Annotated in this window: 11 protein-coding genes; 3 read left to right on the top strand and 8 right to left on the bottom strand. The window is 66.2% G+C overall.

From position 1 onward, the window contains the following. Window positions 1–29: 29 nt before the first annotated feature. The 5 genes from ABWY06_RS07435 to ppc form a co-directional block, all read right to left on the bottom strand. A complete protein-coding gene (locus ABWY06_RS07435; RefSeq protein WP_353924927.1) occupies window positions 30–650 on the bottom strand; it encodes a CDP-alcohol phosphatidyltransferase family protein in 621 nt (206 codons plus the stop codon). Then, window positions 647–3,376, bottom strand: coding sequence for a PEP/pyruvate-binding domain-containing protein (locus ABWY06_RS07430; protein ID WP_353924926.1), 2,730 nt, complete (start codon window positions 3,374–3,376; stop codon window positions 647–649). The genes ABWY06_RS07435 and ABWY06_RS07430 overlap by 4 nt, the downstream gene beginning before the upstream one ends. 45 nt (window positions 3,377–3,421) lie before the next feature. Next, on the bottom strand, window positions 3,422–6,430 hold the full coding sequence (locus tag ABWY06_RS07425; RefSeq protein ID WP_353924925.1) for an aminotransferase class III-fold pyridoxal phosphate-dependent enzyme: 3,009 nt from the start codon (window positions 6,428–6,430) through the stop codon (window positions 3,422–3,424). A gap of 549 nt (window positions 6,431–6,979) precedes the next feature. After that, entirely contained in the window at window positions 6,980–7,627 is a 648-nt protein-coding gene (gene adk / locus ABWY06_RS07420; RefSeq protein ID WP_353924924.1) for an adenylate kinase, read from the bottom strand. Window positions 7,628–7,808: 181 nt separating this feature from the next. Then, complete coding sequence (gene ppc / locus ABWY06_RS07415; RefSeq protein ID WP_353924923.1) at window positions 7,809–10,445, bottom strand: phosphoenolpyruvate carboxylase; 2,637 nt, start codon at window positions 10,443–10,445, stop codon at window positions 7,809–7,811. 199 nt (window positions 10,446–10,644) lie between these two features. Between ppc and ABWY06_RS07410 the strand changes: the two genes are divergently transcribed. The 3 genes from ABWY06_RS07410 to lptF all read left to right on the top strand — a co-directional run bounded on the left by ABWY06_RS07410 (window position 10,645) and on the right by lptF (window position 12,511). Further along, entirely contained in the window at window positions 10,645–10,989 is a 345-nt protein-coding gene (locus tag ABWY06_RS07410; RefSeq protein WP_353924922.1) for a pilin assembly protein, read from the top strand. A gap of 243 nt (window positions 10,990–11,232) precedes the next feature. Beyond that, window positions 11,233–11,652, top strand: a complete 420-nt coding sequence (locus ABWY06_RS07405) for a DUF4398 domain-containing protein (protein WP_502948166.1) — start codon at window positions 11,233–11,235, stop codon at window positions 11,650–11,652. Between the two features lie 49 nt (window positions 11,653–11,701). Further along, the gene (gene lptF, locus ABWY06_RS07400) at window positions 11,702–12,511 is read left to right on the top strand and encodes a lipotoxin F family OmpA-related lipoprotein LptF (protein ID WP_353924920.1); all 810 of its coding nucleotides are present in this window, start codon (window positions 11,702–11,704) and stop codon (window positions 12,509–12,511) included. Window positions 12,512–12,573: 62 nt separating this feature from the next. Here the strand turns inward: lptF and ABWY06_RS07395 are convergent, their stop codons facing one another. From ABWY06_RS07395 to ABWY06_RS07385, 3 genes are read right to left on the bottom strand one after another with little or no spacing between them, the layout of a single operon-like run. Next, window positions 12,574–12,912: a PA3694 family proteiin gene (locus ABWY06_RS07395; RefSeq protein ID WP_353924919.1), complete on the bottom strand. Its 339-nt coding sequence runs from the start codon at window positions 12,910–12,912 to the stop codon at window positions 12,574–12,576. Beyond that, a complete protein-coding gene (locus ABWY06_RS07390) occupies window positions 12,899–13,843 on the bottom strand; it encodes an alpha/beta hydrolase (RefSeq protein ID WP_502948165.1) in 945 nt (314 codons plus the stop codon). Before ABWY06_RS07390 ends, ABWY06_RS07395 begins: the two co-directional genes overlap by 14 nt. Then, on the bottom strand, window positions 13,844–14,608 hold the full coding sequence (locus ABWY06_RS07385) for a TIGR00266 family protein (protein WP_353924918.1): 765 nt from the start codon (window positions 14,606–14,608) through the stop codon (window positions 13,844–13,846). It lies immediately after the preceding gene. Between the last annotated feature and the right edge of the window lie 460 nt (window positions 14,609–15,068).

Genomic DNA, 15,068 nt, shown 5'->3' with positions numbered 1-15,068 from the left:
AGGACTCGTTCTGTGGAGTGAAGAAAGGGCTAGCGCACCAGCCAGTACGCGGTCAGCAGGCAGGCGAGCACGGGGAACACCAGGTAGGCGGCCCCCCTGGGCTTGGGAATCCGCAGCGGGTAGACGAACAGCCCGCCGACCAGGATCAGCAGCAGCGGCAAAAACAGCCCGAACAGCGCCGGGCTGAGCAGGTCGCACAGCATCAGCAAGGCGCCGAAGATCAAGGCGGCGAACGTTACCGGCAGGCCGGTATAGCAGGTCAGCCCGGCCCCGCTGCTGGCGTGGCTTTCCTCCTGCAGCACATTAAAGAATGCCAGGCGCTGGGCCGCCGCGCAGACGTACAGCAGCCCCGCGATCAGCCCGAATACCCCCCCCAGGCCGAAGCCGATGGCGACCAGAACCGGCGCCACCCCGAAGCTGACCATGTCGACGATGGAGTCGATCTGCACGCCGAATGCCGCCTCCCGGGCGGTCATTTGCGTTCGGCGCGCCACCAGCCCGTCGAACAGGTCGAAGATGCCCGCCCAGATCAAGGCCACCACCGCCAGTTCGAGCCGTCCGGCAAAACTCAGCCAGCAGGCGCCGAAGCCGCAGAGCAGGCCAGCCAGGGTCACCAGGGTCGGTGGGTTGTAGACACCGATCAGTTTCATGCGTCACCTCCGGCCACGGCGACGGGATAGAGTGCCTGCCGGCGCTGGGCCAGGCTGATCTGGCTGGCGCCGGTGCCGAGAGTGATGGCACCGGTACCGCCGTCGATGCTGATGAACTCGCCGTCCCGGATCAACAGGGTCGCCTTCTGCACCGCCAGCACCGCCGGCATGCCGTACTCACGGCAGATCACCGCGGCATGGGACAGCACCCCACCGGTCTCCGTGACCACGCCGCTGAGTTGCGCGAACTTGTGGGTCCAGCCCGGATCGGTGCAGCGGGTCACCAGGATATCGCCCGGTTGCAGGCGGTCGGCATCATCGATATTGGCGATCACCCGGGCCGTGCCCGAGGCGATGCCGGGGCTGCCGGCCACCGCGAAACGCTCGCCGCCCGGGTCGCCACTGGCGGCCGGGCCGCTGCCGGTGGAAAAGCCCGCGCCCAGTTCGTCGGGAATGGTGTAGCGAGCGAAGCTGCGGTAGTAACGCCGGTTACGCGCCACCAGCGCCGTGACGTCGGCGGTGGGCAGCTGGCCCCTGAGCAGGCGCAAGAGGTCGTCCAGTTCGAGGAAAAACACCTCGTCGGGCTGGCGCAGGACGCCTTGCTCGACCCAGCGCTGGGCCACGGCCAGGGTCACCCGGCGCACGTGGTAGTAGTAATGGGTCGACAGGTCCCTGAGCTCCTCGCGCCACCAGAGAAAGGCGCGCACCTGCTCGAGTCGCGCGGCCATGCCGCGGCGCTTCCAGAACGGCAGCGCGGCCAGGAAACGGCCACGCGCGGCCTGGAAATGACGCTGCTGATCCTGGTTGCGCAGCCGCGGATCGAAGTCGTCCGGCTGGCCCAGGGCTTCCTGCCAGTTGGCGATCACCGGTCGCGGGTCCTCCAGGTAGCGCGGCACCATCAGGTCCAGTTCCTGCTTGGCATGGTGCCCGTAGCGCTTGAGGTAGTCGGCGAAACGGTCCAGGAAGAAACGCCGCTCACCGGCCGCCAGCGCCTCGGCAATGGCGTCGGCGCTGTGCTGTTGCCAGTAGCGCAGACTCTCGGCGTCGGCTTTGATTTCCTGGCGCAGCACCCACAGCGACTCGATGGGGGCCAGGTGCGAGACGCCGGTCAGGCCACTGAGCAGCAACGGGAAATCGGCGGCTGGGAAATCGACTTTGGCCACCGCCTCCTGGAACAGGTTGTTCAGGTTCGAGTTGTCATAGATGAAATTGAAGTAGGTCGACTCGCTGCGGAAATACTCCTGACCGAGGAACTGCTCGGCGAAGGCGAACAACGCTTCGCTGGACAGGCTCGCCAGGTCCAGCGCTCCGAGTTCCTGCAGGCGGCGTTGCTGCGCCTCCACAAAGCCAGGATTGTCCTTGAGCTGCCGGCGGCACGACGCCTTCAGCGCGACCAGCACCCGCACCGCGGTCAGCAGCGTGCGCGGCGTGGTGCGCGTCACCAGGCCATCGCCGGGGTAGCCCGGCACGATGCCCAGGCCTTCGTCGAACACCCGTTCCTTGAAGCCCGGGATATGACTCAGTCGGCGCTTGACCGACTGCAGGTTCCAGTACGGCCGGCCGAAGAAGCTCTGCTGCCAGGCACCCTGATCGCCGCCGCTGGGCAGACCGATACGGCTCAGGTAGGCCGGCATGGTGACGTCGAAGACCGACTTATACAGCGAGGCCATATAGGGCGTGCAGACGGTGGCGGAGACCCCGCCATCGCGAAAATCGGCGGTGGTCCATTGCCCGGGGATGCCCCCATGGCCCAGCTGGGTGATAGGGCGGCTTTGCAGCAGGTAAAACTGCTCGCCGACCTTGGCCCATTCCACGTCGACCGGGTAACCGGCGTTTTCCTGGGCCCGCAGGGCCAGCTCGACCAGTTCGCTCACCTCCGCCTCGGACAGCACGGCCTGCCCTGCTCGCTGCGCATCCAGCGGTTCGAGGCGGGTAAAGGGCGCCGCGGGCAAGCGCACGCAGTGCACCTCCTTGTGCGCCACCGTGCGTTCCAGGACCTGCCCGGCAAACCAGTCATAGCGGTAGCGATCGGGCGTCACCTGGCCCGCGACCAGCGCCTCGCCCAGGCCGAAACAAGCCTCGACCAGCACCTCGGTGTCACAGCCGCGCACCGGGTCGACGGAGAACAGCACGCCGCTTTTTTGCGCCGGGATCAGCCGCTGCACGACCAGTGCCAGCCCCATCGCACCGCTGATATGACGGTCCTGCAGGTAGCGCCGCACGCGCTCCTCGAACAGCGCCGCCCAGCAGGTGCGCAGGGCGTCGCAAACATCCTCGTAACGGCGCACGTTGAGCAAGGTGACATAGAGGCCGGCAAAGGAGGCCTGCGCCCCGTCCTCCAGGGTGCCGCTGCTGCGCACGGCAAAATGCGCCTCGGGGAAACGCTGCAGGAAGCGCTGCACGCCCTGGGCGATCCCGGCCGGCAGCGCACAGCCGAGGATCGCCTCGCGCAGCGTCTCCAGAGGCATGGGCAGCGGCTGCGACGGCGTGTGCAGCCACTCGGCCACGGTCGCCAGGCCGTTGGCCCGCAGCGTGTGTTCGAAGGCCGTGGTGGTCACGCAGCACCATTCGGGTACCGGCAGGCCCCAGCCCATCAATTCGTACAGCGAGGCGGCCTTGCCGCCCAGGCGGGCCCGCAGGTCGCCGCGACCCTCGAGGGTCTCGGGGCTGACCACCAGGTCCTGATCCACGTCGGTCTGGCTTGTCGCCATGCATTCTTGCGTCATTGCCCACTTCCTTTTGCGCGTGCTGCGGCGTCGATCGCCCGGGGTTCAGAAGATGCTGTCGACCTTGATCCGCGCCAGGTCGAAACCGTGGGTCGCGGCCAGGGCGAGGATCTTCCTGACCTGCATCTTGCTGATGCGGCCATAACTGTAATGCGCCGCTGTCTCGGACAGGCCGAGCAACATGGTTTCGGCCATGCAGGCGTAGGTCACGCCGTTGCCCATGTGGTTCTTGCCGGACCAGCGCAGGTCCGGGTTGCCCGGCAAGCGCACCAGGCCGCCACGCACCACCTGCACCTGGGGGCACTGGCGGGTGACCGACGCATCCACGTCGTTGGGCACCGACACATCGCAGATCACGCTGGGCTGGCTGCCCAGCATGTCGGGGAAGATGATCGGTTCGGCAGCGTTGCTGGTGGTCAGGATCAGGTTGGCCTGCTTGAGGCTATAGAGATCGGTGCTGACGATAACCGGCGCGGCCTCGCCCAGTTCCTGCTGCAGTTCCCGGTAAAGGAACGGGCCCGGGTCGTCCAGGCCTTCGCCCTGCCGCAACCGGGCGAAGCTCTGGCTGGTCGCCAGTACTGCCGCCACGCTGGTCTCGGGGTACTGGCCCGCCAGCAGATCCCGGTAGGCGTTCAGGTAGACCTCGATGGCCACCTTGATCAGCCGCGCCTCGCTCTGCCGACGGCCCACCAGTATCACCCTGGGCACATGATCCGCGAGTATTTCCGTGTACACCGAGCCGATGTTGCCGGCGGCGCCAACCACCGCAAAGGTCGACGTTTTCAGGTCGAGGCCCTTCTCCTGGGCGGTCTGCAACAGGCCCTGCACGCCCATGCCGACGGTGAGCGCATTACCGGTGGTGATACTGAGCTTGTCGGACACCAGGCGCAGGCCATTGCCGGTGACGATGGAGGTGTAGGCGCCCAAGCCGTAGGCCACATGGCGGCTTTCCTCGGCCTCGTGCAGCGTGTCGCGGATCAGGCCGACCATCTCATCGAGGGAACCGGTGGCCAGTTGCTCGGTGATATGCAGGGGCTCGTGCAGCAAGGCGACGAAGCGGAAATTGACCTTGTCGCCGGTGGCCGAGGTGATGGTGTGGGTCTGCAGGTGCACGGGCGCCGCCACGGGCCGGAAACGCGCCAGCAGGCCACCCAGCTCGGCATCCGAGAAGTCCGCGAGGCTCGGGTCGGCATCGGCGAAATCTCGCGCGCTGAGCGGGGTGCCGATAAAGGTGACGGTCTTGTGCCCGGGCTCAAACCGGCCTGCCGGCGCGTTCCGCTGCCGGTAGCAGGCCACTGGACTGTCATCGCCACACTGCTCCCGGCCGACCACATACCGCAGCAACTGGCCGGCGTTGAGCTTGTGGAGGATCTCGGCGACCCGGCGAATGCCGGCCACCACCTGGTCGCACGCCTGCTGGGTGACAAACGCGGAGGGCTCCAGGCGCAGGGTGAAGGCATTCGACAAGGTGGTGCTGATCCGTACCCGGTGCTCGTGCAACAGGTAGCCGGCGATCACGTATCCCAGCAACTTTTGCTCGGACAGGGTGCGGATAAACAAGGAGTTCGCGTCGGACTGCGGCTGGAACTCGATGCCCAGCAGCAAGCCCTGGCCACGGACTTCCTTGAGGATGCCCGGGTAGTGAGCGCAGACGTCCTGCAAGCCCTGACGCAGGTACTCGCCCTGCTGCGCGGCGGCGGCCATGATCGCCGGGACTTCGTCCAGCAGGGTCAGCGCGCGCAAGGCGATGGCGGCGCTGTAGTCATCCTCGGCGAAGGTGGAGCTGTGGATGGCATCGAAGTCCGGCTGGTAGAGGTGCCGGGCGAAACACACCGCCGACACCTTGGACATACCGCCGCCCAGGCTCTTCGACAGCAGGTAGCAGTCAGCCGTGACGCCCAGCTGCTCGGAGTAGAGAAAGGTGCCCGTGCGGCCCATGCCGCATTGGATTTCGTCGAACACCAGCTGGAACCCGTGCTGGGTCGCCAGGCGCCGGCTTTCCTCGAGGAAGGCCAACGGCACGCTGCGAATGCCGCCTTCGCCCTGCAGCGGTTCGACGAACAGGGCGTTGAGATTGGCCACGGCCTGCCGGGTCAGGCGGACCTCGCCTTTGCTGAGGCTGATCGCTGGCAGATACACCAGGCTGTCATCGATCGCCGCCAGCAGGGCGCCCGGCACGCTCGCGTCGATAAAGCGGCCCTGCGCCCCCAGGCCGGCGAACGGCTTGCGGTAGGCTTCGCCAGAGGTGACCTGCAGGGCGCCGGTGGTCTTGCCGTGGTAGCCGCCCTTGACCGCCAGGGCGGTCGGGCTGCGGCTCGACGCCTGGCCCATGGCCCATGAGAGGGCGGCCAGCGTCGCCTCGTTCCCCAGGTCCCGCGGCACCCCGAACTGGCTCTCGGCAGCGGCACGGAAGGTCTCGTCCAGGGTCAGGGTCTGGTTCAGCAACCCCTGGCGCACCTTGACCAACTGCTCCTCGAACGCCTCGCGCAGTGCCTGGAAACGGTGCATCCGGCGCATTTCCGCGTGTTTCAACGCCGCTTCCACCGCGTCCGCCCCGGTGTTCAGCAGGACACTGACGTAATGCGCGCCCGTGCGCGCGTGCAGCATGCGATCCAGGCGCTCGCCGACCAAGGCGGCCTGGGACCGGCAACTGCCCTGGGCCAGAAAAGGCACGCCGGCGTCCAGGTAGGCTTTCTGCAATGCCACGAAGGGCTCGAACAGATGGCCGAACAGGCAGGCGCCAAACCCGCCGAGCATGTCCAGGACGGGCACTTCCTCGCCGTTCTTCTGGTAATAGAGGTAATCGCCACGGGCTCGGGTATAGACGATGTCCATGCGGATGGCGTGCAGCAACTTGGAGAGCCCCGGCCGGCTGTAGCGGGCATATTTCTCGGCGAGCGCGGACGTCGCCGGGGCCTCTTGCGCCGATCCGGCCGCGTCCTCCTGGCGGCACCGACGCAAAACATCTGCCCGCAGTTGCAGGGAGGGGGAAAGGGTCGGTTCTGGGGCGCAGGCGCCGCCGAGCGGAGCTTTGTTGCTGGAGACTGTGGACATCGGACTACCCTTTATTAATGCCATTTATATGCAGGGCGCTTTTCTCAGGCCAAACGCATCCCTGCCGCTGCAAAAAAGGCCTGAGCCAGTCGTTGTGCAGCCGCACGGGTCTGAGATGAGGTTGAGCCGGCAAGACCTTGCAAGGAAGCGTCATGGCCTTGCGGGCAAGCGACATCATCTTGTTACATTTTTCTCAGGCTGTCTTTTGCAAATGAAAGGAATCCTACTTGGCTCTCATATTCACCGGAACGGGCTGGACATACCGACGCAGACAGCCCGCCGTGGAAATCCCATTAGACTTCCAAGAGGGCCGAAAGATCAGGGGGTAACAAGATTTGACAGGCAGCGCCAGGTCGCGACAGCGCAACAGTCCGGTGCGCCGGCCGGTGTTTGATACCAAACATCCGACGTGGCGGCGGGGGCCCTGCCCCATCCCTGATCAGCTGGACAAGGACGGTGTTTCTGCTATGGGTCGGCGAGCCTTGCGCGACGCCGCCATGGCAGAAACGAAAACGGCCCCGGAGGGGCCGTTGTTCCGCACGCGCAGACTTAGCTCAAGGCGGCCAGCGCCTTGGCGGTGATCTCTTCGACCGAACCGACACCGGCGATAAAGCTGTACTTGGGGGTGCCTTCGGCGGCCGACAACTTCTGGTAGAAGTCGATCAGCGGCTTGGTCTGGGAGTGGTAGACCGACAGGCGGTGGCGCACGGTCTCTTCCTTGTCATCGGGACGCTGCACCAGCTCTTCACCGGTCACATCGTCCTGGTCGGCCACTTTCGGCGGGTTGTACTGGGTGTGATAGATACGCCCCGAACCCGGGTGCACACGGCGACCGGCGATGCGACTGACGATTTCCTCGTCATCCACGGCGATTTCCACCACGTGATCGATGGTCACGCCGGCCTCACGCAGCGCTTCGGCCTGGGGGATGGTGCGTGGAAAACCATCGAACAGGAACCCCTTGGCACAATCGGCCTCGGTGATACGTTCCTTGATCAGATCGATAATGATGTCATCGGAGACCAGGCCACCGCTGTCCATCACGCCCTTGACCTTCAGGCCCAGGGGGGAGCCCGCCTTGACGGCGGCGCGCAGCATGTCGCCGGTGGAGATTTGCGGGATACCGAATTTCTCGGTAATGAAGCGGGCCTGAGTACCTTTGCCGGCACCGGGCGCTCCTAGCAGAATCACGCGCATCGATGTGCTCCTTAAAATTGAAATAGGAAAATCGTCGGACTCGCCTCGTGGGGCCAATCTCTGAATAGGTTCCCGGCAGCGCTGTGCAGCCAAAAGGTTGATCAAGATACACAGCGCACTCCTACCGCACAAGCCACCTAAAGTCGGATAAACCGGGCCTTTGCCAGGCCCGCAAAGGGGTCTAGCCGGTGTTGCGCAGCCCCGCCGCGATACCCGCCACACTGACCAGCAACGCCTGCTCCAGGGGCCCCTCGATCGGGCTTTCACGCCGCCTGGCGCGGGCCAGCAGCTCGACTTGCAACAGGTGCAGGGGGTCCAGGTAGGTGTTGCGCACGGTGATCGACTCCAGGGTCTCGGGGCTGTGTGCCAACAGCTGGGTTTGCCCGGTCAGCCCCCGTACGATCGTACAGGCCTGCGACAATAGGTCGCGCAATTGTGCACCTAAAGGAAGCAACGCAGGCTCGACCAGCCGCTCGTCGTACAGCCCGGCAATGGTGGCGTCAGCCTTGGCCAGGACCATTTCGAGCATGTCGATGCGGGTGCGAAAAAACGGCCATTGCTCGCGCATCTGCGCCAGCAACGGCCCATCACCGCGCTCCAGGGCCTGGCCCAGGGCCTGCTCCCAGCCCAGCCAGGCTGGCAGCATCAAGCGGGTCTGGGTCCAGGCGAAGATCCAGGGGATAGCCCGCAGGCTTTCCACCCCGCCTTCGCGGCGCTTGGCCGGGCGACTGCCCAAGGGCAGGCGTCCAAGCTCCTGCTCGGGCGTGGCCTGGCGGAAATAGGCGACGAATTGCGGGTGCTCACGCACCACCGCGCGGTAGGCCGCCACCCCGTCGGCGGCCAGTCGGTCCATCAGCGCTCGCCACGCCGGCTCCGGGGCAGGCGGCGGTTGCAGGGTCGCTTCCAGCACGGCGGCCAGGTACAGGTTGAGGTTCTGCTCGGCGATGTCCGGCAGGCCGAATTTGAAACGAATCATTTCGCCCTGTTCGGTGGTGCGAAAACGCCCGTTCACCGAACCCGGCGGCTGCGACAGGATCGCCGCATGGGCCGGACCGCCGCCACGCCCCACGGTGCCGCCGCGGCCGTGAAACAGCAACAGCTCGACCTGATGTTCGCGACACACCTGCACCAGGGTTTCCTGGGCCCGGTACTGGGCCCAGGCGGCGGCGGTGGTGCCGGCATCCTTGGCCGAGTCGGAGTAGCCGATCATCACCTCCTGGGGCCCATGCAGGCGGGCGCGATAGCCCGGCAGGCCCAGCAGGCGGTCGATCGCCGGACCGGCGTTATCCAGGTCGGCCAAGGTTTCGAACAGCGGCACCACGCGCATCGGCCGCAACACCCCGCACTCCTTGAGCAGCAACTGCACGGCCAGCACGTCGGAGGCACCGGCGGCCATGGAAATCACGTAAGAGCCCAGCGAGGCGGCGGGCGCGGCAGCAATCTCGCGGCAGGTGGCCAGCACCTCGGCGGTATCGGCCGAGGGCGTGCAGTGCGCCGGCAGCAATGGCCGGCGATTGTCCAGTTCGCGCAGCAGGAAGGCGATGCGCCCCTCCTCGTCCCAGTCCGCGTAGCGCCCGAGCCCCAGGTAATCGGTGATCTCGGTCAACGCCGCGACATGCCGGGTGGCATCCTGACGCACGTCCAGGCGCACCAGGAACAGACCGAAGGTCGCCGCGCGACGCAGGCAATCGAGCAACGGACCGTTGGCGATGCTGCCCATGCCGCAGTCATGCAGCGAATCGAAACACAGCTGCAGCGGCTCCAGCAGCTGACGGTTGTCCTGCAGCACCTCGCTGGACGCCGCCTGCGCGCCGTCCAGCGCGCGCTGCGCCCAGCCGCGGGTGGCCCGCAGCCGTTCGCGCAGCTGCTTAAGCACAAAACGGTAGGGTTCGGCGCTGTCGCCCGCGCGGGCGCGCAGCGCGGCGCTGGCTTGCTGCATGGACAACTGCGCCGCCAACTGGTCGACATCACGCAGGTACAGGTCGGCGGCCATCCAGCGGGCCAGCAGCAGCACCTCGCGGGTCACCGCCGCCGTCACATTGGGATTGCCGTCGCGGTCACCGCCCATCCAGGAGGCGAAGCGGATCGGCGCCGCCTCCAGTGGCAAGCGCAGCCCGGTGGCCCGGTGCAAGGCCTGGTCGGTGGCGCGCAGGACCTTCGGCAGCGCTTGCCAGAGGGAGTGCTCGATGACCGCGAAGCCCCATTTGGCCTCGTCCACCGGCGTCGGCCGCACGCGGCGGATCTCCTCGGTGTGCCAGGCCTCGGCGATCAGCCGCTGCAGGCGTTCGCTGCCCAGCTGACGCTCGGCTGCGCTGAGGTCGCTGTGATCCTGGGCGGCCAGCTCGGCGGCGATGGCGTCGTATTTCTGAATCAGGGTGCGTCGCGCGACCTCGGTCGGGTGCGCGGTCAGTACCAGCTCGATGTCCAGCCGGCCGAGCTGGCGCGCCAGCGTCTCGCCCTTGTGGCCGTCCGCCTGCAAGCGGGCCAGCAGCTCGGGCAGCACCCGACTCTCGAACGGTTCGGGCTCGCCCGCCGTGCGGCGGCGCACCCGGTGGTACTGCTCGGCGATATTGGCCAGGTTAAGAAACTGGTTGAAGGCCCGGCCCATCGGCAGCAGTTCATCTTCGCCCAGATCGTCGAGGCCGCTGGTCAACTGCTCGGCACCGGCGCTGGAGCCCTGGCGCGCTGCCTTGGCGCCCTTGCGGATACGCTCGATCTTCTCGAGAAACGCCGCGCCGTGCTGGTCGCGGATGGTGTTGCCGAGCAACTCGCCGAGCTGGTGAACGCTCTCGCGCAAACGCGCGTCGATCTCTGCCATGACTGCCGCCTCCTCTCCTGGAGTACCAAGAGTGCCCAGCACGCCAACTTCTTACAAGGGTGCGACGTGTGCGCACCCATTCCGGCGCGGCCGTCTAGGCTTGACCAGGTAGGGGCCCATGAGGCGCCTGCGCAAGACACATGCGGCAGCCCGGCTGCCGTCCACCGCCCACCACGAGTGGGTACTGCACGAGGTGCCTATGAAGATTCGCGATCTAGTCCGTCAATGGGAACAGAATGCCAGCGGACGCCTGACCCGCAGCCCCTATCAGGTGCACCTGGACCTGGAAGCCGCGGCGCGCCTGGCCGCGCTGGCCGAGATGTACCCCAAACGCAGCCCCGAGGCCCTGCTCGGCGAATTGATCGGAGCGGCCCTCGAAGAGCTCGAGGCCAGCCTGCCCTACGTCAAGGGTAGCAAGGTGGTGGCCACTGACGAACAGGGCGACCCGCTCTACGAAGACATCGGCCCGACGCCACGTTTCCTCGCGCTGTCGCGCAAGCACCTGCGTGAACTGGGCGCCGCCGCGGACGCCGCCAGCCACTGACCCCCACCGCTGCGACCCGCCCGTCCCCACGGCGGCGCGGGCGACGGCGCATGCCTGCCTGAATTGCCCAGATCGATAGCTTGGCGTCAAAAAACCTGAACGATTTTGTTTGGCCATCATCCTAGCAACTGTCACGGCACGCAGCGTCAGCGCCTCAAGCGATTTGCTCGCTCCTGCCGTTTGCCAGCGCAGCAGTGCGCATTGGCCCAATGCCAATGATGGAAAAAATCGTCAGTTATACCAATGGAGTTAATCACCATGAACACAAGCACCGTCAAGACACTGCGTGGGTCTCAGTCGCTGCGACGCCTGCAGCTGGCCGGGCTGGCCCTGGGCAGCGCGCTGCTGCTGGCCGGCTGTGCCGGCAACCCGCCGACCGAACAGTTCGCCGTCAGCCAATCGGCGGTCAACAGCGCGGTCAGCGCCGGCGGCCCGGAATACGCCGCGGTTGAGATGAAGGCTGCCCAGGACAAGTTGAGCCAGGCCGATCGCGCCATGCAGGACCAGCGTTACGAAGAAGCCAAGCGTCTGGCCGAACAGGCCGAGTGGGATGCGCGGGTCGCCGAGCGTAAATCGCAAGCGGCCAAAGCCGAGAAGGCTGTTCAAGATGCGCAACAGGGCATCGAGGAATTGCGCGAGGAAAGCCTGCGCAGCGCTCCTTGAGCCGCCGCACTCCGCCCGTTGTTTTCGCTGAATTTAGGATGAATGAGCCATGCACAAATATTTGATGATCCCCACGCTCCTGACCCTTAGCCTGGGCCTGGTCGCTTGCGCCAACCAGCCCAACGTCAACCTGGAGCAGGCGCGCACCAACTACAGCGCGCTGCAAAGCAACCCCCAGGCCAGCACCCTGGCCGCCCTGGAAACCAAGGACGCCGCCGACTGGCTGGGCAAGGCCGACCAGGCCTTCCGCAACGACGCCGACCAGCAGCAGGTCGACCAGTTGGCCTACCTGACCAACCAGCGGGTCGAGGTGGCCAAGCAGACCATCAACCTGAAAAACGCCGAAGCTGCCCTCGAGGGTGCCGCCGCCCAGCGCGCCGAAACCCGCCTGGCCGCACGCGACGCGCAGATCCAGGCCCGTGACCAGGAAATCGCCAAACTGCAGAAGGACCTGCAAGCCAAGCAGACCGACCGTGGCACCCTGGTGACCTTCGGCGATGTGCTGTTCGACGTCGACCGCGCCGAGCTCAAGCCCAACGGCCTGCGCAACGTGCAGACCCTGGCCGAGTTCCTGCAACAGTATCCGGAGCGCCAGGTGATCATCGAGGGCCACACCGACGCCACCGGCTCGGCGACGCACAACCAGAGCCTGTCGGAGCGTCGCGCCAACTCGGTGCGCTTCGCCCTGATCAAGATGGGTGTCAGCCCGGCGCGCATCGTCGCCATGGGCTACGGCAAGGACTTCCCGATCGCCGGCAATGACAACGCCTCCGACCGGGCCATGAACCGCCGGGTGGAAGTGACCATTTCCAACGACGGTAAAGCCGTAGCGCCGCGGACCAGCCTCAGCGCCTACTGAGTCTTTCGCGCCAAAAAAACCCGCCTGTTGGCGGGTTTTTCAGTTCTGCTCGTTAGCAACCCTCAGGGGGTAACGGCCGCGCCGTCCGCTTTCGGGGTTTCCTGGCCGACGCAGCGCACCGCCTGCTTGCGCGAATCGACCAGCACCCCGGTCAGGCCATGCTGTTCCAGGTCGAACAACACCAGCACGCCATCGACGCACTGGGCCACCTGGTTTGCTGGTTTGAGCGAGACCTTGTAGTCCTCCCCGGGCACGGTCTTGAGCATGGTGAACTCGGACAGCAACAGCGCATCCTCCGGTTTGGCGATATGCAGGTAGCCGTACTGCCAGAGCACAAACACGGTGGCGCAGATGCTACCGATACCGGTCAGGATCAGGGGGATGGGGTTAACTTGGCTCATGGGATTTCTCGTCGGTCCGCTCGTCAGAGGTGTCTTCAGGCCCGCCTGGCACCGGCTGTCGCACCATCACCGCCTGCGGGTCGTCGAGAAACCGCAGCATCAGCGCGCGCCAGGCCGGTTCGGCGAAGGTCTGTACATGGCCGCCACGGGTGATTTGGAAGGCCCGTGGCGGCGGCGCAGCTTGATACAAGCGCAGCCCGTTGGAAAGGGGCACGACCCGATCATCGCGACTGTGAAAGATCAACAGGGGTACTCCGGTCAGCTGCGGCATGGCCCGGATGGCACTGTCGCCATCGGGCACCAGCCAGGACAAGGGCACCTGCAGCGGCCGGGTCAGCCAGCTGCCGCTCAACGCCCACTGCGCCACGTCGCGGTAACTGGCCGGCACGCCGTCGAGCACCATGGCCGAAACCCCGGCCCGCTGCGCCGGGTGCTCGACCAGGTAACGCACGGCCAGGGCGCCGCCCAGGCTCTGCCCGAGCACCCACAACGGCCGCCCCCGCGCCTCCGGTGCCTGTTGCAGCCAGGCAAAGGCCGCGTCGAGGTCCTGGTACACCGCCGGTAATCCGGCCTGGCCCTCGGAACGGCCATAGCCACGGTAATCCAGCAGCAGGACCTGATAACCCTGGGCCGGCAGCCACCAGCTGCCGCCCAGGTGCGAGGCCACGTTGCCACCATTGCCATGCAGGTGCAGCACGGTCCCGCGCAGCGGCACCCCGGCCTGAGCGGGCAACCACCAGGCGTGCAGGCGTGTGCCGTCGGTGGCCTCGATAAAGACGTCGCGGTAGGCCAGGTGAGCGTTGGCCGGGGTTATCGGCAGCGGCCGCTCGGGGTAGAACAGCAGCGAGTCGCAGCCCCCCAGCAGCAGCGTCAGACCCAGGAGCCAGGCCGCGCGCAGCGGCGACCGGCGCGGGAATCGCCAGGCGTTCATCTAGGCTTTCCCTTTGTCCTTCTCCGCAGCCAGGCGGGTTTCCTCGCGCGCTTTGAAGGTCGCTTCGTAGATCCGCTCGGCCAGGCGCGAAAACGGCAGGCTCTGGATCCACACGCTGCCGGTACCCTTGAGGGTGGCGAGCAGGATGCCCTCGCCGCCGAACAGCATGCTTTTCAGGCCGCCGGCCAACTGGATGTCATAGTCGATGCCGTCGGTGAAGGCCACCAGGCAGCCGGTGTCCAGGCGTAGGGTTTCGTCATTCAGCTCCTTGCGAATCACGCAGCCACCCGCGTGAACAAAGGCCAGGCCATCGCCTTCGAGCTTCTGCAGAATAAAACCCTCGCCGCCGAAAAAGCCTGCGCCCAGGCGTTTGGTGAAACTGATGCCGATCTCGGTGCCGTGGGCGGCGCACAGAAAGGCGTCTTTCTGGCAAATCAGGCGCCCGCCGACTTCGCTCAGGGCGATGGGCACCACGGTGCCCGGATAGGGTGCGGCGAAGGCCACCCGGGCCTGGCCTTTGCCACCATTGGAAAAATGCGTCATGAACAGCGATTCGCCAGTGATCAGGCGCTTGCCCATGCTCCACAGCGTGCCGAGCACGCCGCTGGCCGAACCGTCACCCATGCGGGTATCAAAACGGATGCCATCGGTCATGTAGTTCATCAGGCCCGCTTCGGCGATCACCGTTTCACCGGGATCGAGGATGATCTCCACGCATTGTGCCGACGTGCCGAGGATTTCGTAGTCGAGGGTATGGCTGGCCATAAGGGTTACCTGAGGAGAACGCCGAGGAATGGTCGCCCAGCATAACCGCCTGGGCCATCGCCTGCCGCGGGCGGGTTGCTCGCCCGCATTAGTCCCTGGGGCCTGGGCACGGGTTCAATCGCGGGTGGCCGCATACACCGTCATACCCGCGCAGGTCCGCATCCAGTCCGGGCGGCACCGCTGCGCCCGCGAAGCCCGGACTAGACCCGTCATACCCGCGCAGGCGGGTATCCAGTGCTGGCGACGCCATCGCTTGCGCCGGACACGAGCAAGCGCTGTTGAGCGCGTCGGTCCCCTCACCCGCTCAAACCCCTGGATTCCCGCCTTCGCGGGAATGACGAAAGAGACCCTTCGCGGGGAACGACAAGAAAGCGCCTACGTGGGACAGACGTGAGGCCTGCGCCGTCATACCCATGGCCAGGCTGTCACTGCGACCGGCGACTCTCTATCGGCCAGCCGC

Origin of the sequence: Pseudomonas sp. (assembly GCF_040514055.1) — a bacterium.
Taxonomy (GTDB): domain Bacteria; phylum Pseudomonadota; class Gammaproteobacteria; order Pseudomonadales; family Pseudomonadaceae; genus Aquipseudomonas.
This window is presented reverse-complemented; position numbering and strand designations above follow the sequence as displayed.

Bases quoted from the DNA above. Each gene is read 5' to 3' on its own strand.
- ABWY06_RS07435 (WP_353924927.1), bottom strand. From the start codon at position 650: ATGAAACTGATCGGTGTCTACAACCCACCGACCCTGGTGACCCTGGCT.
- adk (WP_353924924.1), bottom strand. From the start codon at position 7,627: ATGCGCGTGATTCTGCTAGGAGCGCCCGGTGCCGGCAAAGGTACTCAG.
- ABWY06_RS07395 (WP_353924919.1), bottom strand. From the start codon at position 12,912: ATGAGCCAAGTTAACCCCATCCCCCTGATCCTGACCGGTATCGGTAGC.
- ABWY06_RS07410 (WP_353924922.1), top strand. From the start codon at position 10,645: ATGAAGATTCGCGATCTAGTCCGTCAATGGGAACAGAATGCCAGCGGA.
- ABWY06_RS07385 (WP_353924918.1), bottom strand. From the start codon at position 14,608: ATGGCCAGCCATACCCTCGACTACGAAATCCTCGGCACGTCGGCACAA.
- ABWY06_RS07390 (WP_502948165.1), bottom strand. From the start codon at position 13,843: ATGAACGCCTGGCGATTCCCGCGCCGGTCGCCGCTGCGCGCGGCCTGG.
- ABWY06_RS07430 (WP_353924926.1), bottom strand. From the start codon at position 3,376: ATGACGCAAGAATGCATGGCGACAAGCCAGACCGACGTGGATCAGGAC.
- ABWY06_RS07425 (WP_353924925.1), bottom strand. From the start codon at position 6,430: ATGTCCACAGTCTCCAGCAACAAAGCTCCGCTCGGCGGCGCCTGCGCC.
- lptF (WP_353924920.1), top strand. From the start codon at position 11,702: ATGCACAAATATTTGATGATCCCCACGCTCCTGACCCTTAGCCTGGGC.
- ppc (WP_353924923.1), bottom strand. From the start codon at position 10,445: ATGGCAGAGATCGACGCGCGTTTGCGCGAGAGCGTTCACCAGCTCGGC.
- ABWY06_RS07405 (WP_502948166.1), top strand. From the start codon at position 11,233: ATGGAGTTAATCACCATGAACACAAGCACCGTCAAGACACTGCGTGGG.